The sequence below is a fragment of the Streptomyces sp. NPDC043726 genome, assembly GCF_056436565.1.
Map to the genome: position 1 here is coordinate 340,234 of NZ_JBWKCI010000003.1, position 22,092 is coordinate 362,325.

General features: G+C 72.6%; 19 protein-coding genes. 6 read left to right on the forward strand and 13 right to left on the reverse strand.

Annotation, left to right across the window (positions count from 1 at the left end; all coding sequences use genetic code 11):
- The 9 genes from AC068Z_RS10530 to AC068Z_RS10570 all read right to left on the reverse strand — a co-directional run bounded on the left by AC068Z_RS10530 (nucleotide 1) and on the right by AC068Z_RS10570 (nucleotide 8,863).
- Nucleotides 1-1,188: an NAD(P)/FAD-dependent oxidoreductase gene (locus AC068Z_RS10530; protein ID WP_478554239.1), complete on the reverse strand. Its 1,188-nt coding sequence runs from the start codon at nucleotides 1,186-1,188 to the stop codon at nucleotides 1-3.
- Nucleotides 1,189-1,313: 125 nt separating this feature from the next.
- Nucleotides 1,314-2,258: an RNA polymerase sigma-70 factor gene (locus tag AC068Z_RS10535; protein ID WP_478554240.1), complete on the reverse strand. Its 945-nt coding sequence runs from the start codon at nucleotides 2,256-2,258 to the stop codon at nucleotides 1,314-1,316.
- Between the two features lie 99 nt (nucleotides 2,259-2,357).
- The gene (locus AC068Z_RS10540; RefSeq protein WP_478554241.1) at nucleotides 2,358-3,281 is read right to left on the reverse strand and encodes an LAETG motif-containing sortase-dependent surface protein; all 924 of its coding nucleotides are present in this window, start codon (nucleotides 3,279-3,281) and stop codon (nucleotides 2,358-2,360) included.
- A gap of 435 nt (nucleotides 3,282-3,716) precedes the next feature.
- Complete coding sequence (locus tag AC068Z_RS10545) at nucleotides 3,717-4,421, reverse strand: GAF and ANTAR domain-containing protein (protein WP_478554242.1); 705 nt, start codon at nucleotides 4,419-4,421, stop codon at nucleotides 3,717-3,719.
- Nucleotides 4,422-4,551: 130 nt separating this feature from the next.
- On the reverse strand, nucleotides 4,552-5,232 hold the full coding sequence (locus AC068Z_RS10550; protein ID WP_478554243.1) for a TIGR03943 family putative permease subunit: 681 nt from the start codon (nucleotides 5,230-5,232) through the stop codon (nucleotides 4,552-4,554).
- A complete protein-coding gene (locus AC068Z_RS10555; protein ID WP_478554244.1) occupies nucleotides 5,229-6,215 on the reverse strand; it encodes a permease in 987 nt (328 codons plus the stop codon). Before AC068Z_RS10555 ends, AC068Z_RS10550 begins: the two co-directional genes overlap by 4 nt.
- Nucleotides 6,216-6,274: 59 nt before the next feature.
- Nucleotides 6,275-7,618, reverse strand: coding sequence for a helix-turn-helix domain-containing protein (locus AC068Z_RS10560; protein WP_478554245.1), 1,344 nt, complete (start codon nucleotides 7,616-7,618; stop codon nucleotides 6,275-6,277).
- Nucleotides 7,619-7,860: 242 nt separating this feature from the next.
- Nucleotides 7,861-8,055, reverse strand: coding sequence for a DUF397 domain-containing protein (locus tag AC068Z_RS10565; protein ID WP_478554246.1), 195 nt, complete (start codon nucleotides 8,053-8,055; stop codon nucleotides 7,861-7,863).
- A complete protein-coding gene (locus AC068Z_RS10570) occupies nucleotides 8,021-8,863 on the reverse strand; it encodes a helix-turn-helix domain-containing protein (RefSeq protein WP_478554247.1) in 843 nt (280 codons plus the stop codon). Before AC068Z_RS10570 ends, AC068Z_RS10565 begins: the two co-directional genes overlap by 35 nt.
- Nucleotides 8,864-8,925: 62 nt before the next feature.
- Here AC068Z_RS10570 and AC068Z_RS10575 point away from each other — a divergent pair, with 62 nt between their 5' ends.
- Together AC068Z_RS10575 and AC068Z_RS10580 are read left to right on the forward strand one after the other, a co-directional pair.
- Nucleotides 8,926-10,119 carry an amidohydrolase gene (locus AC068Z_RS10575; RefSeq protein ID WP_478554248.1) on the forward strand — a complete coding sequence of 398 codons (1,194 nt, stop codon included), beginning with the start codon at nucleotides 8,926-8,928 and terminating at the stop codon, nucleotides 10,117-10,119.
- A gap of 123 nt (nucleotides 10,120-10,242) precedes the next feature.
- Nucleotides 10,243-12,207 carry a YncE family protein gene (locus tag AC068Z_RS10580; protein WP_478554249.1) on the forward strand — a complete coding sequence of 655 codons (1,965 nt, stop codon included), beginning with the start codon at nucleotides 10,243-10,245 and terminating at the stop codon, nucleotides 12,205-12,207.
- Here the strand turns inward: AC068Z_RS10580 and AC068Z_RS10585 are convergent.
- Both AC068Z_RS10585 and AC068Z_RS10590 read right to left on the reverse strand, forming a co-directional pair.
- Complete coding sequence (locus AC068Z_RS10585) at nucleotides 12,197-13,249, reverse strand: hypothetical protein (protein ID WP_478554250.1); 1,053 nt, start codon at nucleotides 13,247-13,249, stop codon at nucleotides 12,197-12,199. The genes AC068Z_RS10580 and AC068Z_RS10585 overlap by 11 nt on opposite strands.
- 159 nt (nucleotides 13,250-13,408) lie before the next feature.
- The gene (locus tag AC068Z_RS10590) at nucleotides 13,409-14,596 is read right to left on the reverse strand and encodes a PP2C family protein-serine/threonine phosphatase (protein ID WP_478554251.1); all 1,188 of its coding nucleotides are present in this window, start codon (nucleotides 14,594-14,596) and stop codon (nucleotides 13,409-13,411) included.
- 114 nt (nucleotides 14,597-14,710) lie between these two features.
- Here AC068Z_RS10590 and AC068Z_RS10595 point away from each other — a divergent pair, with 114 nt between their 5' ends.
- The gene (locus tag AC068Z_RS10595) at nucleotides 14,711-15,157 is read left to right on the forward strand and encodes a hypothetical protein (protein ID WP_478554252.1); all 447 of its coding nucleotides are present in this window, start codon (nucleotides 14,711-14,713) and stop codon (nucleotides 15,155-15,157) included.
- Between the two features lie 67 nt (nucleotides 15,158-15,224).
- Here AC068Z_RS10595 and AC068Z_RS10600 read toward each other — a convergent pair whose 3' ends face one another.
- Entirely contained in the window at nucleotides 15,225-15,803 is a 579-nt protein-coding gene (locus AC068Z_RS10600; protein ID WP_478554253.1) for an SH3 domain-containing protein, read from the reverse strand.
- A gap of 153 nt (nucleotides 15,804-15,956) precedes the next feature.
- Here AC068Z_RS10600 and AC068Z_RS10605 point away from each other — a divergent pair, with 153 nt between their 5' ends.
- From AC068Z_RS10605 to AC068Z_RS10615, 3 genes are read left to right on the forward strand one after another with little or no spacing between them, the layout of a single operon-like run.
- Nucleotides 15,957-16,805 carry a hypothetical protein gene (locus tag AC068Z_RS10605; protein ID WP_478554254.1) on the forward strand — a complete coding sequence of 283 codons (849 nt, stop codon included), beginning with the start codon at nucleotides 15,957-15,959 and terminating at the stop codon, nucleotides 16,803-16,805.
- Between the two features lie 19 nt (nucleotides 16,806-16,824).
- The gene (locus AC068Z_RS10610; protein WP_478554255.1) at nucleotides 16,825-17,772 is read left to right on the forward strand and encodes an endonuclease/exonuclease/phosphatase family protein; all 948 of its coding nucleotides are present in this window, start codon (nucleotides 16,825-16,827) and stop codon (nucleotides 17,770-17,772) included.
- A gap of 22 nt (nucleotides 17,773-17,794) precedes the next feature.
- Entirely contained in the window at nucleotides 17,795-19,735 is a 1,941-nt protein-coding gene (locus tag AC068Z_RS10615; RefSeq protein ID WP_478554256.1) for an FUSC family protein, read from the forward strand.
- Between the two features lie 68 nt (nucleotides 19,736-19,803).
- Here AC068Z_RS10615 and AC068Z_RS10620 read toward each other — a convergent pair whose 3' ends face one another.
- Nucleotides 19,804-21,870 carry a PhoX family protein gene (locus AC068Z_RS10620; RefSeq protein WP_478554257.1) on the reverse strand — a complete coding sequence of 689 codons (2,067 nt, stop codon included), beginning with the start codon at nucleotides 21,868-21,870 and terminating at the stop codon, nucleotides 19,804-19,806.
- Nucleotides 21,871-22,092: the final 222 nt, after the last annotated feature.

Genomic DNA, 22,092 nt, shown 5'->3' on the forward strand with positions numbered 1-22,092 from the left:
CTAGGCCACCGCGTCCACCTGCTCCCGGGTCCCGGCCTCCCGCGCCACGACCCGGCGGCGCCGGGTCGGCAGGCCCGCGGTCGGGTTGGCCACGCCCCAGGCCGCGCCCTTGCAGATCAGCTCCTTGTAGCGGGCGGCCAGTCGGCCCGTCAGGGCGCGCTCGACCGTCTGGTCGTCGGCGGTGACGAACTGGATCAGGCCCTCCTTGCGGCCGAGCGAGACGCACTGCTGGTAGTAGCGGATGGAGCCGCTCGGAACCTTGGTGCCGGTGAGGCGGGCGGCGAGGGCGTCGGCGGCCTGCCAGGCCATCGGGACGCCCGAGGCGCAGGACATGCGCAGCGGCTTGTCGCCGGGGCCCATGGCCAGCGCCGCGTCGCCCACGGCGTACACGTCCGGGTGGGAGACCGAGCGCATGGTGGCGTCGACCACGATCCGGCCGTGGTCGGTGACCTCCAGGGTGGTGGCACGGGCGATCGGGTGGACGGCGAAGCCGGTGGTCCAGACGGTGACGTCGGCGGGCACCTCCCGGCCGTCCGCCGTCGTCACCGCGTCCGCCGACACGGCGGTGACCGCCGCGTGCTCGTGGACCGTGATGCCGAGCCGGTCCGTCACCGTCCGCAGGTGGGCGCGGCCCTTCGCGGAGAGCCAGTCGCCGAGGGCGCCGCGGGCGGCGAGGGCGACGTCGAGGTCCGGGCGGGCCTCGGCGATCTCGGTCGCCGCCTCGAGCCCGGTCAGGCCGCCGCCGACCACGACCACCGACTGTCCGGCGCCCAGCGCGGCCAGGCGCTCGCGCAGGCGGAGGGCGCCCGGGCGGCTCGCGATCTCGTGGGCGTGCTCGCGGACGCCGGGGACGGCCTGGTCGTTCCAGGCACTGCCGAGGGCGTAGACGAGGGAGTCGTACGCCAGGGTCTCCCCGGTGTCGACCGCGACCGTCCTGCGGTCGACGTCCACCGAGGCGACCCGGGCGAGCTTCAGTTCCACGCCCGTGCCCGCGAACATCTCGTCGAGCGGCCGGGGCCTGAGGTCCTGGCCGGTCGCGAGCTGGTGCATCCGGACGCGCTCGACGAAGTCGGGCTCGGCGTTGACGAGGGTGATGGTGACGTCCTCGCGGCGCAGCCGCCGGGCGAGGCGGCCGGCCACGACGGCTCCGGTGTAGCCGGCTCCGAGGACGACGATGCGGTGCTGCATGGGCCTGCTCCTGTCTGCGCGGGATCCGCCGCTGCGTGCTGCGCGGTGTCGTCCCTTGAACCGGGCAGCCCGGCGTTTCCTGACAGGAGCAGGGTGTGGCCTGCGTCACATGGGGAGGGCGGGGGTCAGATGGTGCACAGCAGGGCGCCCTCGTGGTCCGCGGCGGCCCACTGCTCGGTAGCCCGGACGAGCTTGTCCGGGTTGACCTGGCTGCGGACCGCCACGATGCCCTCCGCCGTGACCTCCAGGCAGGTGATGGCGACGACCCGGCCGTCCACCACCGCCACGAAGGCGGGTTCGCCGTTGGCGGTCGTGGCGTAGATCTCGGACGTGCCGCCGACGACGGCCCGCTTGGCCTCGGTGGGCTTGAACAGGCCGCGCAGGAACGCGGCGACCGCCTGCGCGCCCTCGACCGCCCTCGCGCGTGCCGGGATCTTGCCGCCGCCGTCGCCGACCGCGACGGCGCCCTCGGTGAGCAGCCGGACCAGCGGTTCGGTGCGGCCGCTGGTCGCCGCGGCCAGGAACTCCTCGACGACGGCGCGGGCGGCGGCCTCGTCGATCTCGGTGCGCGCCTTCCCGGCGGCCACGTGCTTCTTGGCCCGGTGGTAGGTCTGCTGGCTGGCGGCCTCGGAGATCTCCAGGATCTCGGCGATCTCCCGGTGCGGGTAGTCGAAGGCCTCCCGCAACACGTACACCGCCCGCTCGCCCGGCGACAGCCGCTCCAGCAGGACGAGGACGGCGTACGACACCGACTCGCGCTGTTCGGCCGTGTCGGCGGGGCCGAGCATCCGGTCCCCGGCGAGCAGCGGCTCGGGGAGCCACTGGCCCACGTAGGTCTCACGGCGGGCGCGGGCCGAAGTGAGCTGGTTGAGGCAGAAGTTGGTGAGGACCTTGGTCAGCCAGGCCTCGGGCACCTCGATCCGCTCGACGTCGGCCGCCTGCCAGCGCAGATACGTCTCCTGCACGGCGTCCTCCGCCTCGCTCGCCGAGCCGAGCAGCCGGTAGGCGATGGCCTCCAGCCGGGGCCGGGCGGCCTCGAAGCGGTCCACGTCCGTGATGATCAGGGCCATGCCCGCGAGCCTAGCCGCCGGAAACGGAGAAGGGCGGGCCGGGGCCCGCCCTTTCACCGCGGTCCACCGCCGCGAACTACCGCCGCGAACTACCGCACGCTACGCACGAGTCGAGCGCCGCTTGCGGGTGGCCAGCACGATCGCGGCGCCGCCGCCGAGGAGCACGGCCGCGCCGATGGTGATCGGCAGGGTGCTGCTGTCGGCGCCGGTCTCCGCGAGGTCGTCGCCGCCTCCGCCGTTCGGGGTGGGGGCCGGCGGAGTGGTGGAGGCCGGGGTCGGGGTCGGGGCGGACTCCGAGGGCGGCTCCGTGGCCGGGGTCTCGCTCGCCGGGGGCTCCGAGGCCGGGACGGACTCGGCGGGCGTGGAGGGGCTCGGCGTGGCCGGGGGCGTCGACTCGGGGACGGTCGTGCAGTCCTTCGTGCCGCCGTTCCAGGCCGCGATCAGCTTGTCCTTGATGACCGGACGGTCCGGTCCGATGGGCACCTCACCGTGCTCGAAGCCGTCGTCGGCGTCGAGCTTGCCGTCGAACTTCACCGCGCCGCGGTAGAGGTCGATCTGCGCGAAGCAGCCGGCGTCCGGCACCGCGATGTCGAGCGTGTCCGTCTGGCCGGGCTTGACCGTGACCGTGTCGAAGTCGACGAAGACCTGCTCGCCGGAGGTGGCGAAGGTCGGGCCGTGGGCCAGGTAGGAGGCGAGCGAGGCGGTGCAGGTCGTGGCGTCGGCGGCGGCGCGGACGGTGACGTGGACCTTGCCGTCGTCGGTGACCTTCAGGCTCTGGTCGTCGACCTTGACGGAGTCCTGGAAGGTCGTGCCGTCGAGCGAGAACTGGCACCGGTCGGTGGCGGTCTCGGTGCCGGCCCCGGTGCCCGGCTGGTACTGGCCGCCCGACTTCCAGCCGTCGCCGCCCGGCGTACCGGTGGCGTGGGCGCCGGAGGCGGCGGCGACGGTGGCGGCGCACAGGGCGAGCGACGCGGCGCCCGTCCCCAGCAGGCGTCGCGCGATGACACGTCTCGCTATGGACATGCGGTTCCCCATCTTGACGTGAGCAGAACCCGGGCGACGGCAGGCGGGCAGCGCGCAGCGACGGCGGGGCCGTGCCGGGCCGGGGTGGTGGTCGAAGAAGCACTGGGCTCAGTGGTCACATGTGCCACAGCGCGTGGCCCATGGTGGTCGCGCCCGGATGCCCTGTCAACCTGCGGGAACGCACCCGGAGTTCACGCCTCCACACCATTTCGCCACACAGGGAATCATTGGGTCCGGATCACCGCCCGATCCCCGTGCGTCCGGTGCCCTCGGGGGCCGCCTCGGACCGCGAGGTCCCCTGCTCGTCGCAGGCGGCTTCATCGCGGCGGGCGGATTGGAGTCGCGGGCGCGATCACTCCACGGCCCGCCAGATCGGCGCCGCGGCGGCCGAGCGCCCCTCCTGAACTCCCGCCTTCGTGTGGACCCCCGGGCGCGTCAGGGCCCCGAGATCCGCAGCCGGTGCCCCACCACGTCCCGCGCGACCTCGGCCGCCGTGCGGCCCTGGGCGAAGGCGCGGGCGCGGAGGAGGGCCAGCGCCTCGTGCGCGCCGACGCCGAGCTGGGCCATGATCATGCCGATGGCCTGGTAGACGGTGTCCTGGTCGGCGGCCAGGCCGCCCAGCCAGCCGGACCGGTCCAGCGCCGCGTCCCCGACCCCGCGGGTCAGTTCCGTCAGCGCGATCGTCAGCGCACCGGCCAGCGCCCGTGCCGTCCGCAGCTCGTCGGCGGTCAGCTCACCCGGAGTGTCCCGGTAGAGGTCGAGCGTGCCCACGCACACCACGTCGTCGCCGAGCGGCAGCGAGTACGTCGCCCGCACCCCGATCTCCGCGGCCTCCTCGGCGAAGACCGGCCAGCGTTCCGCGTCCCGCCCCTCCGTGAGGTCGCAGGCGAGCACGGGCCGTCCGCTGCGCGCCGCGCTCTGACAGGGCCCGTCGCCCAACGTGGCCTGGATGTCCGTGGCGTACGCGGCCCGCGCGTCGCTCGCACACAGCTGGACCGGCATGTCGTCGTCGTGCAGCGAGACGCTCGCCCCGGTCACCGGCAGCAGTTCGACCGCGACAGCGCACAGCCGGCGCGGGATATCACCGGGACCCGTACCCGGACCGTCGGCGGCACCACGGTGGTCGTCCCCGGGCCGCACATCACCCGCCTCCTCACACCTTCAGCGTGGTGCTCAGGTTCACCGGGTCGCACCGCTCCGCAAAGCCTCCGTGCCCCGGACCGCCCGACTACCCGTGCCCCAGGGAGCGAAACCGCCCTCCACCGAGCCCTCACCGCTTCTCGTACGGATTCGCCGGCTCCCCCACGCTCCGCACCGACTCCGCGTCGAGGACCGGCGGCCAGGCTTCGTCGGAGCCGAGCGTGCCCTCGGGGTGCCAGGTGCCGGTGACCGTGACCCAGGTGTCGTCGGGCGGGGCGTCCGCGCCCCGGACCTCGACCTTGGCGGTCGTGGCGTCGGCGGCACAGCAGGAGACCAGCAGCCGGGTGACGTACCAGCTCCCGTCGGCGTCGTGCGTGACGAACCCGGTCATCCGGACCGTGCGGCCCTTCAGCGAGCGCTCGCTGTCGTAGATCGCCCGGGAGGTGAACTCCCCGAGCGTCAGCTCCACCGGGTCCGCGGCGGGCAGCGCCGGGAAGGTGCCGACACCCTGGGCCGCCCGCTCTGCGGCCTCCCGTTCGGCGCTGTAGGAGCCGAGCGCGGGCGGCGGGAACAGGAGCAGGGCGAGAGCAGGCAGGGTGAGCAGCCAGGCCACCCGGGGGTTGTGGCCGTGACCGCCCCGGCTCCCCAGCGCCGCCACCAGCCCCAGCACCACCAGCACCGCCCCCGACACGACCAGATACGGCCGCAACCCGGGCTGCACATAGCGCAGATACAGCTCGCTGAAGAGCGAGATCCGCAGGATCGCGCCCCCGACGAGCAGCAAGAGGACAGCGGGTCCGTACCGCCTCACAGCAGCCACCACCCCACCAGCACGCTGGAGATCACCGCGACCACCCAGGTCGCCGCCGAGAACCGGACCGCGAAGGCCCGCCCGAAGGTGCCGGTCTGCAGGGCGATCAGCTTCAGGTCGACCATCGGCCCCACCACCATGAACGCGAGCCGCGCGGTCGGCGAGAAGCCGCTGAGCGACGCGGCCACGAAGGCGTCCGCCTCGCTGCACACGCACAGCACCACGGCGAGCAGGGCGAGGAGCAGCACGGACGCCCAGCCGGGGACGTCGAGCAGGGAGCGCGGTACGACGATGTCGAAGGTGGCCGCCGCTGCCGCGCCCACCACCAGGAAGCCGCCCGCGTGCAGGAAGTCGTGCTGGAGCCCGGCGGTGAAGGCGCGCAGTCCGGTGGCGGAGTCGGGGGCGTGGCGCGCGGGCCGCCGCAGCCACTCCTCGCGGCCGAACCGGACCCACAGCCAGCCCATCACGACCGCCGTGACCAGCGAGGCGAGCAACCGCCCGAGCACCATCTCGGGCTGCCCGGGGAAGGCGACGGAGGTGGCGATCAGCACCACCGGATTGATCGCGGGCGCGGAGAGCAGGAAGGCGAGCGCCGCCGCCGGGGCCACGCCCCGCCGCATCAGGCTGTCGGCCACCGGCACGGACGCGCACTCGCACCCCGGCAGGACGACCCCGGCCGCTCCGGCCACCGGCACGGCGAGCGCCGGATTGCGCGGGAGGAGCTTGGTGAACACCCGCTGCGGCACGAAGGCGCCGATCGCCGCCGACACGACCGTGCCGAGCAGCAGGAAGGGCACGGCCTGTACGGCGATGGCGGTGAACACCGTCCACCAGGCGGCCACGGGCGGCGTGTAGAGGTCGAGCGCGAGGACCGGCCCGAGCACGGCCGCGACCGTCGCCACGGCGAGCAGCGCGGCACCGCCGAGCACCAGGTACACGAGGGCGCGCAGGCCGCAGTAGACCACTGTCCGTTGATTCGCCACGCGCCTGTCCCGGTTCTCGATGTGCTCGGCGAGAAGCTAACCGCACAGGCTGTGGATGATCACAGCGGGGGCTGTGCGGGTGCGGGTCCGAGGGTGGTGGTGCCGGGGGCCGTACGGTGGCCCAGGCCCGTCCGGTACGCGTCGAGGGCGGCCTCGACCCTCCCCGTACGGCGCAGCAGATCGCCCAGCAGCCGGCACAGGTCGGCCAGGTCACCGGCGGCGCCGGCCCGCTCCAGCAGGCTCAGGGCGCGGACGTAGTGCTCCTCGGCGGCCTCGGTGTCCCGGGCGTCCTCGGCGATGATGCCGAGCAGGCGGTGGGCGGCGGCGGAGTGCAGGGCGCCGCGTTCGGGGCTGAGGTCGGACAGCACCTCGTGCAGGAGGGCGGCGGCCTCCTCGGACTTGCCGCGCCGGTGCAGCACGTCGGCCAGTTCGACGGCGACCTGGCTGGTGTAGAGGGCGGCCCGCTTGGCGGAGAGCATGGCGCGGGCCTCCCGCAGCTCGGCCTCGGCTCGGTCCAGCTCGCCGTTCTGCGCGCTGACGTACCCGCGCATCCAGTGGCAGTGGGCCAGTTCGGTACGGATCTGAAGGCCCCGGTACAGCTCGGCGGCCTTCGCCAGGGAGGCGTCGGCCTCGGCGATCCGGCCCTCGGCGAGCAGCGTGCGGGCGACGGACCGGTGCATCCGGGCCACCAGCGCCGGGTCTCCCGCCTGCGGGGCGAGTGCGAGGGCCAGCTCGGCGGCCTGGGCGGCACGGGCGTGGGCGCCCAGGTCCATGTACGGGCCGATGACACTCGCGTAGAGCAGCAGCAGCGCGTCCGGATCGTGCAGCCCGCCGCGGTTCAGCTCGTCGAGGGTGGACTCCAACAGGTATACGGCGTAACGGAGTTCACCGGCCAGGTAGTGGGCGACGGCCCGTCCCCGCAGAGCCGGGACCCGTACGGGCAGCGGCTGTCCCGCGAGGGCCGCCTCGGCCTGTTCGAAGGAGCGCAGGGCGGCGTCCAAATCCCCGGTGTCGATCCCGCACTCCCCGAGGCCCAGCAGAGCGGCGACCCGCTCCTCGACGAGCCCATGGGTGTCGGCCTCCGCGAGGACCGCGGTGAACCCCTCCGCCGCGGCCTCGGTGGCGCCGGTCGCCAACGTCTTCTGCGCCCCCGTGAGTTGGAGCCGCAACTCGGTCGCGAGCCGGGCCGAACGGCCGGTGATCAGCTCGTCGTACGCCACGCCGAGCCGTTCGGCGATGTGCCGGAGCGCCTCGTCGGAGGCCCGGACCCGACCGGCCTCCAGGGTGGAGATGTAGGCGGGTGTGTAGGCGGGCTCGGCCAGCTGTTTCTGCGTCAGGCCACGCTCGAACCGCCACGCCTGCACCCTGCGCCCGATGGTCAACGGGTCGTCGCGCTCCGACATCGCCCAACTCCCCTGGTGCCTCTTGCCGTTCGACTCCGACAGCCCCTAGGTTAAACCGGGAATTAAGCCTGATTACCGAGCCCGCTTAATACATCGCGTCAATACACCGGTTGCGAGGTAGCCGTGCTCGACCGCACCAGCACAGCCGAGCGTTATGTCCGAGGAATCGCCGCCGCGGTGGTGGCGGTGGCCGCGCTGATCCTGGCAGCGAACGCGGGCCCGGCGAGGGCGACGGAGACGGTTCAGGACCCCAGGGCGACGTGCCTGATGAACGCGGAGTAGGACGCGGGGGAGAGGGCGAGCATTCCGGCGGCGGGGTTCTTGGAGTCTCGGACGGCTATGTGGGGGGCGAGGTCGGCGACCTCGACGCAATCACCGCCGGTGTTGCCGCTGTACGAGGACTTACGCCACCGCGTGCACTTCGGGTCCAGGTCCATACTGCTCCTCCATCACGCGAGTGATCAGTGCCGCCGACTCCTCCACGGAGAGAGCGGACGCCTGCAAATGAGCGTAACGAAGGGTCGCGTCCTTCACAGTGGTGGGGTTGGCTGTCATGTGCCCGGAGATCAGGTCCTCGGTGTACACGATGTCCGGATGATCGCCGAAGCGCAGGGTGTTGAACGAGCCGATCAGGCTGGCGTGTGCACCCGCCTCGAACGGCAGCACCTGGATGCGCACCCCCCGGCACTCGCGGAAGCTGAGGAGATGGCCGAGCTGTTCACGCATGATCTCGCGGCTGCCGATCGGCCTGCGCAGTGCCGCCTCGTCCAGAATCACCCAGGCCAGCGGCGGCTGTTCACGTGCCAGGAGGCGCTGCCGCTCCAGCCTCGCGCCGACCAGCTCGTCGAGCTTCTCCGGCATGCCGGTGGCCAGCACGGCACGCGCGTAGGCCTTGGTCTGGAGAAGGCCGTACACCATCTGCGCCTGGTACGTGCTGATGTACGTCGCCTTCGCCTCCATCTCCGCGTACGGCTGGAACCAGCTCGGCAATTGGCACCGTAGGACCAGGCCGATCAGGCGCGAAAAGTGGCCGTCCGTCATCAGCGCCGCGTCCGCCCGTTCCGCGAACTCCCTCGTCGGCACCTTCAGCGTCGTCTCGATCTGGCCGATCAACGAACCCGTGCAGAAGATGACGTCGCCGAGTTCCTTCTGGGTCAGCCCCGCCTCCTCCCGCTTCCTGCGCAACTCGTAGCCGAAATAGTCCAGTGGGGAGGCACTCGGATCCAGTTCGCGAATGTGCACCATGTAGCCGAGAGTAACGACGCCACTACAGTGCCGTGCGGGAAATCTCCAAATACCCTGACCGCATGACCTCCGACCTTGAGGACTTCTACCGCGATCTGCACCAGCACCCCGAACTCTCCTTCCAGGAACACCGCACGGCCACCCGGCTCGCGGCGCGGCTGACGGCCGCGGGGTTCGAGACCACGGAAGGCATCGGCCGTACCGGAGTCGTCGGGATGCTGCGCAACGGTGACGGGCCGACCGTCCTGCTGAGGGCCGACATGGACGCGCTGCCGGTGCAGGAGGAGACCGGGCTGCCGTACGCCTCGACCGTGCCCGGCGTCATGCACGCGTGCGGGCACGACATGCACGTCACGTGGCTGGTGGGCGCCGCCGAGGAGCTGGCCGCCCGGCGGGCCGACTGGTCGGGGACGCTGCTGGCGGTGGGGCAGCCCGCCGAGGAGGTCGGCGGCGGCGCGGCGGCCATGGTGGCGGACGGGCTCTACGACCGGTTCCCCCGGCCGGACGTCCTGCTCGGACAGCACGTGGCACCGGGGCCGGTGGGGCGCGTCGCCCATGTGCCGGGGCTGATCATGTCGGCGACGACGGATGTCGAGATCACGGTGTACGGGCGGGGCGGGCACGGCTCGCGGCCCGAGACGACCGTGGATCCCGTGGTGACGGCCGCCTTCCTCGTCACGCGGTTGCAGACGATCGTCAGCCGGGAGCTGGCCGCGCGGGAGCAGGCCGTACTGACCGTGGGGCGGATCGAGGCGGGGACGGCCGCGAATGTCATCCCCGCCACGGCCCGGATGTCGCTGAACCTGCGCACGCAGTCGGAGGGCGTACGGGACCGGATGATCGCCGCGATCCGGCGGATGGCGGCCGGGGAGTGCCTGGCCGCGGGGTGTCCGCGCGAGCCGGACGTGACGGTGGGGAGTTCCTTCCCGGTGACCGTCAACGACGGGGAGACGGACCGGCGGGTCGCCGCCGCGCACCGCGCGGAGTTCGGCGCCGACGCCGTGTTCGACCCGGGCCCGGCGATGGGCAGCGAGGACTTCTCGCACCTCGCCGACGGCAAGGTGCCGTACTCCTACTGGTTCGTGACGAGCACCCCGCCCGCGGCCTGGGACGCGGCGCCGGGGGACGACCTGCTGGGGCGGTCGGAGTCGGTGCCGAGCAACCACAGCCCGCACTTCGCGCCCGACCTGGCCACCGTGCCGACCGGGGTGCGGACGCTGGTGTCGGGGGCCCTCTCCTTTTTGTCAGTGGCATGACTTAGTCTTCGCTCACCCGCCACACGCGGCGCACAAGCCCCACACATCGGGGCCCGGCCCCCTTGCCGAGGGCCCGCCCGTGGCGGCCCACATCCTTTTTCGTTCCGGGGGGTTCGAAACAGCGTGCGCAGACGCACTCTCACCACGGCCGCCACCACCCTGGCGGTCCTCATCAGCTCGGCGGCGCTGGCCGCCGTGCCCGCCGCCGCCGACTCCGTGAAGACGCTGCCGGTGAAGTCGACCGCCGACATCGTGGTGGACGGCGTCCACCAGCGGGTCTTCGTCAGCGACCCGAGCAACGGCAAGATCGTCGTCACCGACTACGCCGGAGCCGTCGTCCAGCAGGTGACGAACCTGCCCGGCGTCACCGGCCTGGAGCTGTCCGCCGACTCCGGCACCCTGTACGCGGCCGTGAAGGACGCCGACGCGATCGTCGCGATCGACACGGCGACCGGGGGCGAGTCCGCCCGTTACCCCGTGGGTGACGCCCCGCTGAGCGTCGCCGCGGCCGGCGGGAAGTTGTGGTTCGGCTATGGCGCCGCCGCCGCGGGCAACATCGGCTCGCTCGACGTCTCCGGCGAACAGCCGGTCGTCACCCTCGACCAGGACCCGAACCGCCTCTTCTACGACGCGCCGATCGTGGATGCGGCGCCCGGCGCGAACGTTCTCGTGGCGGGCGAGCGGGGCGGCTCCGTCGTGGGCGCGTACGACGTGTCGACGGGAACCGCCACCCGTACCGCCGCCACCGGCGACGCGGGCGACAACATGGGTGACCTCCAAGTCACACCGGACGGCACGCAGGTGATCGTCGCCAGCGGATGGCCGTACCACCACATGGTGTTCAAGACGTCCGACCTCACCGCGGACGGCACGTACGCCAGCAGCCACTACCCGAACTCCGTGGCCATCGCCCCCGACGGCACCCTCGCGGCGGGCATCATGGGCATCTACAGCGAGGACGTCTGGATCTACAAGCCGGGCACCACCACGTCGGTTCGCGAGTACGACTTCCCCAACACCGGCACCACGTCCGGCTCCGACCTGCTCTCCACCTCAGGCCTCGCCTGGACGCCTGACGCCTCCCGGCTGTTCGCGGTGACCTCCAACAGCGAGGGCGTGTACAGCCTGCGGTCCCTGACCGCGCCCACCAAGGCGGTCACGGACATCACGGTGAGCGCCCCGGCCTCGGCCCCGCGCGCCCAGAAGCTCACGGTCACCGGCAAGGTCACCTCCCGGATCGCCGTTCCCGCCGGGAGCCCGCTCACGGTGAGCCGCACCGACCTGGAGAACCCGGCCGGCAAGGCGCTCGCGCCGGTCACGGTCAAGGCGGACGGCAGCTACTCCTTCACCGACACCCCGACCGTCGGCGGCAAGGTCAAGTACACGGTGCACTACGCGGGCGACGCCGAGCACGCGCCCCGATCCGCTTCCGACACCGTCGAGGTCTCCCGCGCCAAGCCGACACTGACGCTGAACAACAACGGCAAGGTGTACGGCTACGGCGCGGACGTGAAGTTCACGGCGCACCTCGGCACGACGTACAAGAACCGCAAGGTCGAGATCTGGGCCAACCCCTTCGGCTCGGACAAGCCCAACCAGCTGGTGAAGAGCGGCACGGTCAACTCCTCGGGCGACCTCTCGGTCGTCCTCGACCTCAAGCGCGACGTCACCGTCACGGCCAAGTTCGCGGGTGACGCCCGCTACCAGCCGCGCACGGTGACCAGCACGGCCGGCGCGAAGGTGTCGATCTCCACGGCGGTCAGCGGCCACTACAAGACGAAGTACACGTGGGGGCACACCTACCACTACTTCAGGGTCTCCAAGGACCCCGTCTTCACGGCGACGCTGCCCCCGTACCCGGGCCGGCAGCAGCGCCTGCAGATGCAGGTCTACTCGGGCGGCGCCTGGCACACCACGGGCAGCGAGTACTTCACGGTCGGCTCCAACGGCAAGTCCGCCGTGGAGATCACCGGCACCCCGCCCACCGGCTACCGCTTCCGGGTGCGCAACTCCTACGTCAACGGCCACGGCGACAGCGTGAACTCGACCACGCACGGCGCCTGGAAGTACTTCACCTTCACGAGCTGAGCGAGGCCAGGGAGCTGAGGCGCTGCTGGACGTGGTCCAGCGCGCCGTCCCGGCGCCCCGGCACCCGCGCTCTCAACTCGGCCAGCGCGGGCCCCAGTTCACGGGCCCGCGCCGGGTCGCTGACGCACCCCCACTGGTGGTGCGCCCGGTCCACGGCGGACTCCACGTCCGGATCGGCCGCCGACTGTCCGGCGGCCAGCCGCGCGGACGCCACGTGCAGCCAGCCCCGGCAGCTGCGCTCGGCGTCCCCGGCGAACATCGCCAGATCGGCCCGGACCTCGGCCCAGTGCAGCGCCTGCGCCGAACCCGGGCCGTACGCCTGTACGGCGGCCTGCTCGTGCCGGGCGGCGAGCGCGTCGGCGTCTCCGTGCCGGCCGGCCTGGACGGCGGCGGTGATGGCGGAGTGCGGGTCCGTGTGCACGGTCCCGAGCACGAGGTCCCGGTGCCCCTCGCTGCCGAGCCGCGCGAGCGCCTGCTGATGCAACTCCCCCGGCTCCGGCCGACGTCCGCTGCGCAGGATCGTCGCCACCGCCTTCATGTACGACGGCACCGCCACCGTCCGCCGCCCCGGCGGCGGGGCGATGCGACCGTGAACGGCGATGTTGTGCCCCGAGTCCAGCGGGCGGGTGCGCAGCAGCTCCCAGGTCTCCGTGTCCGCGTGCAGGTCCAGCAGCAGCGTCGTCGTGCCCGGTGCGCGCAGCCGCAGCTCCTCCCGGACCCAGTGCCAGGGCAGGGCCGTGTAGCGGACCGTGGACGGGGTCGTGCGGGCCAGCGCCAGGTGCACCAGCCTTTGCCTGCGGTCCAATTGGAGCTGGCCGGTGACGAAGACGGTGAGCGGTCCCGGGGCCGCGGCGGCGGCGCGCAGCCGGGTCAGGACGGCCTGGGGTTCGAGGGGGTCGGCGAGTTCGACGACGTTGGCCGTGTCCGTGCCGGCCAGCACCGCGGGCGGTACCGCGGCCAGGACGGGGAGCACGGACGCCGCGTCCACCAGACAGCCCTTGCCCGCCGGTGAGGCGGCGAGCAGCAGCACGGTTCCGGGCATCGGTCCCTCCCCATCCCCCGTCGATCACGTACGGCAGCACCGTAACCGCTGCGGCTGCAAAGGGGGGCCTCAGGAGCGCAAAGGTCCGATTCACCCCGCTCGGGGGCCGTCACCGGCGCACTCCGCCCGCGTCCCGGCGCACTCCGCCCGCGCCTCGGCTCACTCCGCCCGGCGCACCGCGTACACCGTCGTGTCGTCGGCGAGCAGTCCGCCGCAGTGGCGCAGGGTGCCGTCCCGGACGTAGCCGACCAGGCGGCGCGGCTCGGCGAGCCGGGGGTCCGCGGCGACGGCCCGGGCGACCTCCTCGGCGAGCGGGTAGAAGGCGCCGGTGCCGTCGCGGGCCTCGGTCACGCCGTCGGTGGTCAGCAGCACCGTCTCACCGGGGGCGAGGGGGGAGCGCAGCACCCTGGGCGGGCCCGAGCCGCCGGTGAGTTCACCGAGGCCCAGCGGGAGGGCTTCGCCGGGCGGCAGCTGCCGTAGGCCCGAGGGACCGATCACCAGGGGCGGCTCGTGGCCGAAGACCACCGACTCCAGGGTGCCGGGGTCGTCGGCCGGGAAACTCAGCAGGACGGCGGTGGCGAAGCGGTCGCCGTCGTCGCGGCCGAGGGCGGTGGTGTGGGCCGCGTGCCGGATCATGCGGATCTCCAGGTGCTCGGCGACGGTGGCGAGATCCGGTTCGTGGTATCCGCACTCACGGAACGTGCCGAGCAGCGCGGCGGCGGCCTCCACCGCGTGGAGCCCTTTTCCCTGGACGTCACCGACGAGGACCCGGGTGCCGTGCGGGCCCGGCTGGATGTCGTAGAAGTCGCCGCCGACCGCCGCGTCGACGTCAGCGGTGAGATACACGCCCGCGTGGTCGAGGCCGCCCCAGGGTGTGGGCAGCGGGCGCAGCACGGTACGGCGGATGGTGTCGGTGACGTCCCGCATGTGCAGCATGCGCCGCTCGCCGCGCACCCGGACCGCGCAGGCCAGCGTGGCGAGGATCCCGCCGATCGCGGAGAGCAGCAGGTCGGGCAGCCCCACCTGGAACTCGCCGGGCCAGGTGCTGTCCGCCACGACATAGGTGGCCGTCGACAGCACCGCGAACGCGGCCGTCCCCCACACCCCGCACAGCGTGGCGGCGATACCGGGGACGAGGACCAGCCAGGAGATGATCCGGAAGTCCTGCGCGGTGTACCAGTCGGTCACCACGATCGCGACGAGCAGCAGCAGCGGCGGCGCCCAGGCCACACTCCGGCCGCCCACCCGCAGCATCTGATGGCGCTGGACCACGTCACCGGGGGCCCGGACCGGCCGCCGCCGGGCGGGGCGGCCGCTCACCGGTGTCAGTCCGCGCCCACCGCTCATGCCGCCAGCGAAACACGGCGGCATGGGCCCCGCATCTTCGACTTGCCAGGCCCCCCGCCGCGGGTGTGCCCTTGATGTCGGGGGCGTCAGAGACCTGAAGGAGGAGGTGCTCCCATGGCTCACGCGGCACCCAAACCCGGCAGCCGGATGCCCAAGGTGACCGTTTCACCCGACATCTTCAGCGAGCGCACGCACAGAATGGGGCGGATCGGGATCCCCGTCGTCCTGGGCCTCGTCTACGGCTACTGGGCCGCGGCCAACCGGCGCGGCGGCGGCGAGATCACCGGCTGGAACATCCTGTTCGGCTTCGTCACCGCGATCGTGTTCATGGTGCTGTGCATCGCCGTGGCCGAACTGGCACCCAAGCTGAAGCGGGAACTGCACTCGCTGACGAAGTCCGCCTTCGCCGGTGCCGCCTTCGGCTTCCTCTACAGCCAGACCGGCGCGAGCGTCCTGCGCTCGGTGACGATGAGCCTGCTGATCACGGCGGCCATCTTCGCGGTGTTCTTCTACCGCTACTACACCCACGAGGACGCCGAGGGGAATCCCCTTCCCCGCTGACGCCTCCGGCGCACACGCGTGGGCCCCGGCAGCGATGCCGGGGCCCACGCGCTCCCTCACCTTCCCCTCACCAGCCGCCCAGCCAGCTCCACGCGCCGGCCGACGACACGGACGCGGATCCGCTGGACGACGAATTGGAGGCGCTCCAGCTCCACGAACCGGACGCGCTCCACGAACCGGAACCGGACATGCTCCAGGAGTCGTTGGTGAACGGCTCGTCCCAGTTGGTCCAGGACCCGTCCTTCCATTCCGGGCAGGGGTCCGAGCAGTTCGGCACATGGGCCCCGCCGGTGTCGACGAAGGCGGCGGCCGCCCAGCCCTGGGCGCCCTTCAGCCAGTACCAGTGCGGGTTGCCGTTGACGCTCTGGCCGCGGACCTTGCAGTCCACGGGGTCCTGGCTGCCCGGGGCGAGCCAGGTGACGACGGGCGAGTGCGTGGTGGGCGCCGCCCTGACGTTGAGTTTCGTGTGGGAAATGACCGTGCCCCAGATCGGATGACCGCCGCCGCGTCCTTCGGAGAACGTCGACGGGGCGCTCTCGGGCGCGAGGGTCGGTGCGGTCGCCGTGGCGGTGGCTGTGGCGGCGATCAGAGAGCCGCCGGTGAGCAGGGCCAAGGCCAGGGTCCGCAGAGCCGGAGTGGTGCGCATGATCGCCTCCTTCTCCCCAGCACCAGGAAACACCCGTTCGGGTGAACCCTCCACCGGAGAGCCTGGATGCCAGTTCCCCCAAGGGGTGCGGGCCTGTCGGCCATACGGCCGTGAGCGCTGGCCCGCCGGACCGGGCCCGTCTTGCCTGGAGGGGTGTCCTCCCGCCTGCGGAACGCCCTCTCGGCCGCGCTGATCGCGCTGGCCTGCCTCCTGGTGCCGTTCGGCGCCCTGGCGGCCTGGGCGTCGTACGGCCTCGCCGACACCGGCCGCTACGTCACCGCGATGGCTCCGCTGGCCGCCGACCCGGCCGTGCGGGACGCGGTCGCGGACACGGTGGGTGACGGAATCGTGCGGGAGACGGACGCGGACGCGCCGCTGCGGCCCTTCGTGCGTGACGCGGTGCGGTCCTTCACCGGCACCGACGCCTTCCGCACCGCCTGGGACGCGGGCAACCGGGCCGTCCACGACGCGGTCCTGCGGGCCGTGCGGGACGGCGACGGGGGCGAGGTGCGGGTGGACCTGGCGCCGGTCGCCGCCGAGGTGAAAGCCCGCCTGGAGGCCGACAACATTCCGCTCGCGAGTCGGATCCCCGTCGAGCACACGGAGGTGGCGGTGCTGCCCGCAGCTGAACTGGAGGAACTGCGGCGGGGGTTCCACGCGCTGGAGATCGCCGGGTTCTGGCTGCCCGTCACGGCCGCCGCGCTCGCCGTCGCCGGGATCGCCGTCGCCGCCTGCCGCCGGCGGGCGGTCACCGCGACCGCGCTGGGCACCGCGCTGGGCGGTGCCTTCCTCGGTCTCGCGGTCGCCGTCGGGCGCCGGCTGACCCTCGCCGATCTGCCCGACGACGTCCACCGTCCGGCGGCGGGCGCGGTCTACGACGCCCTGACCGCGACCCTGCGCACGGTGTCGTGGCTGCTGGTGGCGGTCGGCCTGCTGGTGGCCCTGGGAACCTGGCTGCTCACCCGGCGACGGCAACCCCCGGTCGCGGCGTCCCGTCCTTGAGGGGGAAGGGGGCGAGGAGTTGAGGACAGGCGGGCGGCGGTTCCTGGCCTGGTGCGCGGGACTGTCGTGCGCCGGGGTGAGCGTGGTGGTCGGGTGCCGGATCGCCGACACGGACGGGATCACGCCGGTGCCTCAGCTGCTGGCCTTCCTGCCGTGGCTGGTGGTACCGGTGGGCCTCGCCCTGGCCTGCGCGCTGCTCGCGCGGTGGTGGGCCGGGCTGGTGTGGGGGGTGCTGGTGCTCGGCCTGCTGGCGTGGTTCCTGGAGCCGTACGGCAGGACGGGCGCCCCCTCAGGTCCCGCCGTGGCGTCCTTCCGGGTGCTGACGTCGAACGTGGCGTACGGGCAGGGGACGAAGGCGCTGGTGTCCGCTGTACGCCGGGAGAACCCGCACGTCGTGTTCGTCTCGGAGTGCGACCCCGCCTGCGAGGGGCGGTTGGGGGATGGGCTGGACTTCCCCCACCGGGCGGCGGTCCCGGGATCCGGCTCCAAGGGCTCGCTGATCCTCAGCCGCTTCCCCCTCCGGGACACCGACGGCGTCCCCGGCACGATGGGCATGCCCGGCGCGGTGGCGGACGTGCGGGGTCACGCCGTACGACTCCAGCTGGCGCACCCCATGCCGCCGCTGCCGGGCCAGGTGGACGTCTGGCGCGAGGAGTTGGCGGAGCTGCGGGACTACGCGAAGGCGTCCGCAGGCACCCCGACCGTCCTCGCGGGCGACTTCAACGCCTCCCAGGACCACGCGTCCTTCCGCCGCATCCTGGACACGGGCCTGCGGGACGCGGCCCGCCTCACGGACGAGTCCCGCACCCCGACCTGGCCGTCCCACCCCACCCCGACCCCGGGCGTCCAGATCGACCACGTCCTGCTGTCGGAGCACTTCTCGGCCCGCGAGACCCGCTTCCTGGACCTGGCGGACACCGACCACAAAGCGGTGGTCGCGGACGTCACACTCCACGGATCCCGGTGATCCGCCCGCCCATAATGGCCGCATGTCCCGCGAGTTCCCCATCGGCCTCACCCCTCCCGACTGGCTGGTCCGGAACCTCCGGGCGCAGACCGCCCCGGTCAACCGGGCGGCCGTGGCGCGGGCCGCCGTCGCGATGGCGCTGCCGCTCGCCGTGGGGCTCGCGGTCGACGAGCCCCAGTACGGGGCGCTCGCCTCCATGGGAGCGCTGTCCGGGGTCATCGGGGACACGGCCGACGCCTACCGGATGCGGCTCCTCAACATCGCCGTGCCGCAGCTCTTCGGCGCCGTCGGGATCACGCTCGGCTCGCTGGTGTTCGGGCACGGATGGGTCGCGGTCGCCGTCGTGACCGCCGTCGCGCTGGTCTCCGGGATGATCTCGACGATCGGCGCGGTGGCCTCCGTGTCCGGCCTGCTCCTGCTGCTGAACTCCGTGGTCGGCGCGGGCCTGCCGATGCCCGGCGAGTGGTGGCTGGCCCCGCTGCTGGTGACCGGCGGCGGACTGCTCGTCCTGCTCCTCGCCCTGCTGGCCTGGCCCCTGCGCGGAGGGGTCCCCGAACGCACGGCGGTGGCCGACACCTACCGCGCGGTCGCCGACCTGCTGGCGGCGACCGGACGCCCCGAGACCTACGACGAGGTCCGCCACAGCGTCACGCAGTCCCTGAACCAGTCGTACGACCTCGTCCTCGCCCGCCGCACCCGCCACCACGGCCGCAGCCCCGAACTGACCCGGCTGCTGGCCCAGTTGAACGCGGTCATCCCGGTCGTCGAGGCCGCACCCGCCGTCCACCTGAGCGGCCGTCCCCTGCCGCCCGAACTCCCGGTCGCGGTACGGCACCTCGCGCAGGCCGTGGACACCGGATACACCGGCCCCATAGGCCTGAAGCTCCCCACCCCGGCCACCGAGACCGCCCGCGCCGTCGACCACGCCCTGCGCCACGCCGCCGACGTCGTCGCCGCCCCCGACGTCGACCCGCGCGGCATCGACGACCGCCTCGGCCGGCCCGCCGCCCTCGGCATCCGCGCCGCGCGCGCCGCCCGCAACGTCGCCCTCTCCGCCGCCTCCTGGCGCTACGGCCTGCGCCTCGCCCTGTGCATCGGCGTGGCCCAGGTCCTGGTGTCGATCATCCCGGTCCCCCGCTCCTACTGGGTCGCCCTGACCATCACCTTCGTGATGAAGCCCGACTTCGGCTCGGTCTTCTCCCGCGCCCTGCTGCGCGCGCTCGGCACGGTCGCGGGCCTGGTCGTCGCGGCGGCGGTCCTCTCCCAGGTGCCGCGCGGCTGGTGGGACGTACCGGTGATGCTGCTGCTCGCCCCGCTGATCCCGGCGCTCACCCCGCGCGGGTACGGCTACCAGACCGCCGCCATCACCCCGGTGATCCTGCTCCTGTCCGACGTACTGAACCACCAGGGCACCGACCTGCTCCTGCCCCGGCTGGTGGACTCGCTGATGGGCTGCGGGATCGCGCTGATCGCCGGGTATCTGCTGTGGCCGGAGAGCTGGCACACCAGGGTCGGCGACCGGCTGGCCGACGCGGTGCGGGACACCGCGAGCTACGTGGAGGGCGCGTTCGGCGCGCAGGCGGTGGACCCCGCGGCCCGCGCGCGGATGCGCCGCCGCCTGTACCGGGACCTGTCCGTCATCCGCACGGAATTCCAGCGCGCGCTGACCGAACCACCGCCCACGGGCCGGAGGGCGGCGGCCTGGTGGCCCCTGGTCGTCGCGGTGGAACGCATCGTGGACGCGACGACGGCCGCGAGGGTCCGCGTCAAACACGGCGCACCACCCCCCACCCAGGCGGAAATCGACCAGGTGGTGCGCCAGCTGAGGGAACTGTCGGACGGCCTGCGCCAGGTGGACGTCCTGTACGCGGTCCGCACGGACCTGACGGGCCCGTCGGGAAGCGTCCTGGAGCCCTTGCGCCAGGAAGTGGCGGCGGCGAGGGCGATAACTTCCCCGCGGTGAGGTGTCCCCAGAGCCGAACCACCCGAGCTCATGGGCGAACTCGGGTGGCTCAGGGTCAGGGCTAAGGCTCAGACGCCGATGTCGCGACCATCCTTGCGCCACACGGCGACAACGGCCGGCCGGACGTACGTACCCGGCCCATCAGGCCACGTGCTCTCCGGCTTCTCCACCGTCGCACCGGTGATCTCACCCGGGTGCTGCACCGCGACCAGCACCCGCCGGTCCTGGACGATCGGGCCGCAGGTCTCCGCGCCACGCGGCACGGTCAGGAACTGCTTCAGCTCACCGCGCCGGTCACCGCGCGTAGCGACACCGAAGAGACCGTCGTGCGAGCCGAGCTGCGCGCCGTCCGTGGAGATCCACAGGTTGCCGTGCGGGTCGAAGGCCACGTTGTCCGGGCAGGAGATCGGGCTGACCTGGTCCTTCGGGAAGCCCGCGAAGTAGGTGGCCGGGTCGTTCGGGTCACCGGCGACCAGGAACAGGCTCCAGGCGAACTTGGTGCTGTCGGCGCAGTTCCAGCGCTCGGTCAGCTCCAGGATCTGGCCGTGCTTGTTGGCGTTGCGCGGGTTGGCCTCGTCCGCCTTGGCGTTGGTGCCGATGCCGCGGTTGGTGTTGTTGGTGAGGGCGACGTACACCTTGCCGGTGTGCGGGTTGGGCTCGACGTCCTCGGGACGGTCCATCTTGGTGGCGCCCACCTTGTCACCGGCGAGACGCGTGAAGACGAACACCTCCTCGGCGGTCATGCCCTCGACGTGGCTGACCGCGCCCTTGGCGGAGGCGGTGGCCAGCGGGATCCACTCGCCGGAGCCGTCGAACTCACCGTCGGCGGGGAGCTTGCCGGTGCCGTCGATCTCGATCGCGGGGGAGTCACCGGTGAGCTTGGCGACGTAGAGGGTGCCCTCGTCGAGCAGCGAGAGGTTGTGCTCGCGCACAGCGCGGGACGACCCCTTCTTCATCCGCTTGCTGCCGACGAACTTGTAGAAGTAGTCGAAGCGCTCGTCGTCACCGGTGTAGACGACGGGTCGGCCGTCGTGGGTGAGCCGCACGGTCGCGCCCTCGTGCTTGAAGCGGCCGAGCGCGGTGTGCTTGCGGGGCTTGGAGTGCGGGTCGTAGGGGTCGAGCTCGACGACATACCCGAAGCGGTGCACCTCGTTGGGCTCCTGGGCGACGTCGAAGCGCTTGTCGAACAGCTCCCACTTGCGCTCGGTGGCGCCGGTGCCGATGCCGTACCGCTTGTCCGTGGCGCGGCTGGAGTTGGCGAAGTACTGGTTGAAGTTCTCCTCGCCGTGCAGCGTGGTGCCCCACGGGGTGGTGCCGCCGGCGCAGTTGTTGAGGGTGCCGAGGGCCTTGGTGCCGGTCGGGTCGGCGGAGGTCTTCAGCAGGTCGGAACCGGCGGCCGGGCCGGTGATCCGGAACTCGGTGGTGGCGGTGATGCGCCGGTTGAGCGGGTGCCGCGGCACGGGCCGGAGCTGGCCGTTCTTCTTGTTCCCCTCCACGACGACGGCGGACAGCCCGTGCGCGGCCCAGGCGATCTCGACCTGCTCGCGGGTGGGGTTGGCGGCGTCGTAGCCGCGGAACATCAGGATCTCGTCGGTGTACTCGTGGTTGGCGACGAGGATCTGCCGGTTGTACTCACCGGGGAGGGGCAGCAGGGCGAGGAAGTCGCAGTTGTAGCCGAACTGCCCGGCCTGGGCCGCGGCGGTCTGCTTCTCCGGGTCGAAGGCGGGGGCGCCGCGCAGGATGGGCTCGCCCCAGCGGATGACGACGTTCTGGCCGTAGCCCTCGGGCACGGTGACGGCGTCGTTGGTGTTGGGGGCGACGGCCGTGAAGCGCAGACCGCGGGCACCGCGGCTGGAGTGCTTGGTCGACGTGGCGGGCGCGGCCTGGGCCTCCGGGGCGGCGGCGACGGTGCCGGCGGTGCCGGCGGCGGCCGCGGCGGTCACCACGGCGGCGGCGCGCATCACGCTACGGCGGCTCAGGGCGCCGGCGATGATGTCGCCGACGTACGGGTTTGTGGTGGTGTTGGGCACCTCGTGGAAACAGGCGTCGCCACACCGGAAACGGCAGGTCATGGCGGAACGCCCACCGGGATGCGAATCGTTCGACGTTCTGATGAGCGGCAGCGGAATGCGCACTTTGTTCTCCCCTTGCTTCCCCTTGAATCCAGCCTGACGGACGGTAGGGGGGCGTTTGTGCGAAAACGGGGACGCGTCATGAACGAAGGGTGAACTGGAGGTATCGGAACCTGAGTTGAGGGGCGTGCCGACGGTCAGGGCATCCCTGCCGAAGATCACGACCGGGGGCGGCTAACCTTACGTGTCCGTCCTGGCCAGGGATTGACGGGCTACAACTCATGC

Coding starts and splice junctions, on each gene's coding strand:
- AC068Z_RS10565 (WP_478554246.1), bottom strand. CDS start 8,055: ATGGACCTGGACCCGAAGTGCACGCGGTGGCGTAAGTCCTCGTACAGC.
- AC068Z_RS10560 (WP_478554245.1), bottom strand. CDS start 7,618: ATGTCGGAGCGCGACGACCCGTTGACCATCGGGCGCAGGGTGCAGGCG.
- AC068Z_RS10590 (WP_478554251.1), bottom strand. CDS start 14,596: ATGAGCGGTGGGCGCGGACTGACACCGGTGAGCGGCCGCCCCGCCCGG.
- AC068Z_RS10540 (WP_478554241.1), bottom strand. CDS start 3,281: ATGTCCATAGCGAGACGTGTCATCGCGCGACGCCTGCTGGGGACGGGC.
- AC068Z_RS10570 (WP_478554247.1), bottom strand. CDS start 8,863: ATGGTGCACATTCGCGAACTGGATCCGAGTGCCTCCCCACTGGACTAT.
- AC068Z_RS10585 (WP_478554250.1), bottom strand. CDS start 13,249: ATGCCCGGAACCGTGCTGCTGCTCGCCGCCTCACCGGCGGGCAAGGGC.
- AC068Z_RS10615 (WP_478554256.1), top strand. CDS start 17,795: ATGTCCCGCGAGTTCCCCATCGGCCTCACCCCTCCCGACTGGCTGGTC.
- AC068Z_RS10530 (WP_478554239.1), bottom strand. CDS start 1,188: ATGCAGCACCGCATCGTCGTCCTCGGAGCCGGCTACACCGGAGCCGTC.
- AC068Z_RS10535 (WP_478554240.1), bottom strand. CDS start 2,258: ATGGCCCTGATCATCACGGACGTGGACCGCTTCGAGGCCGCCCGGCCC.
- AC068Z_RS10595 (WP_478554252.1), top strand. CDS start 14,711: ATGGCTCACGCGGCACCCAAACCCGGCAGCCGGATGCCCAAGGTGACC.
- AC068Z_RS10600 (WP_478554253.1), bottom strand. CDS start 15,803: ATGCGCACCACTCCGGCTCTGCGGACCCTGGCCTTGGCCCTGCTCACC.
- AC068Z_RS10575 (WP_478554248.1), top strand. CDS start 8,926: ATGACCTCCGACCTTGAGGACTTCTACCGCGATCTGCACCAGCACCCC.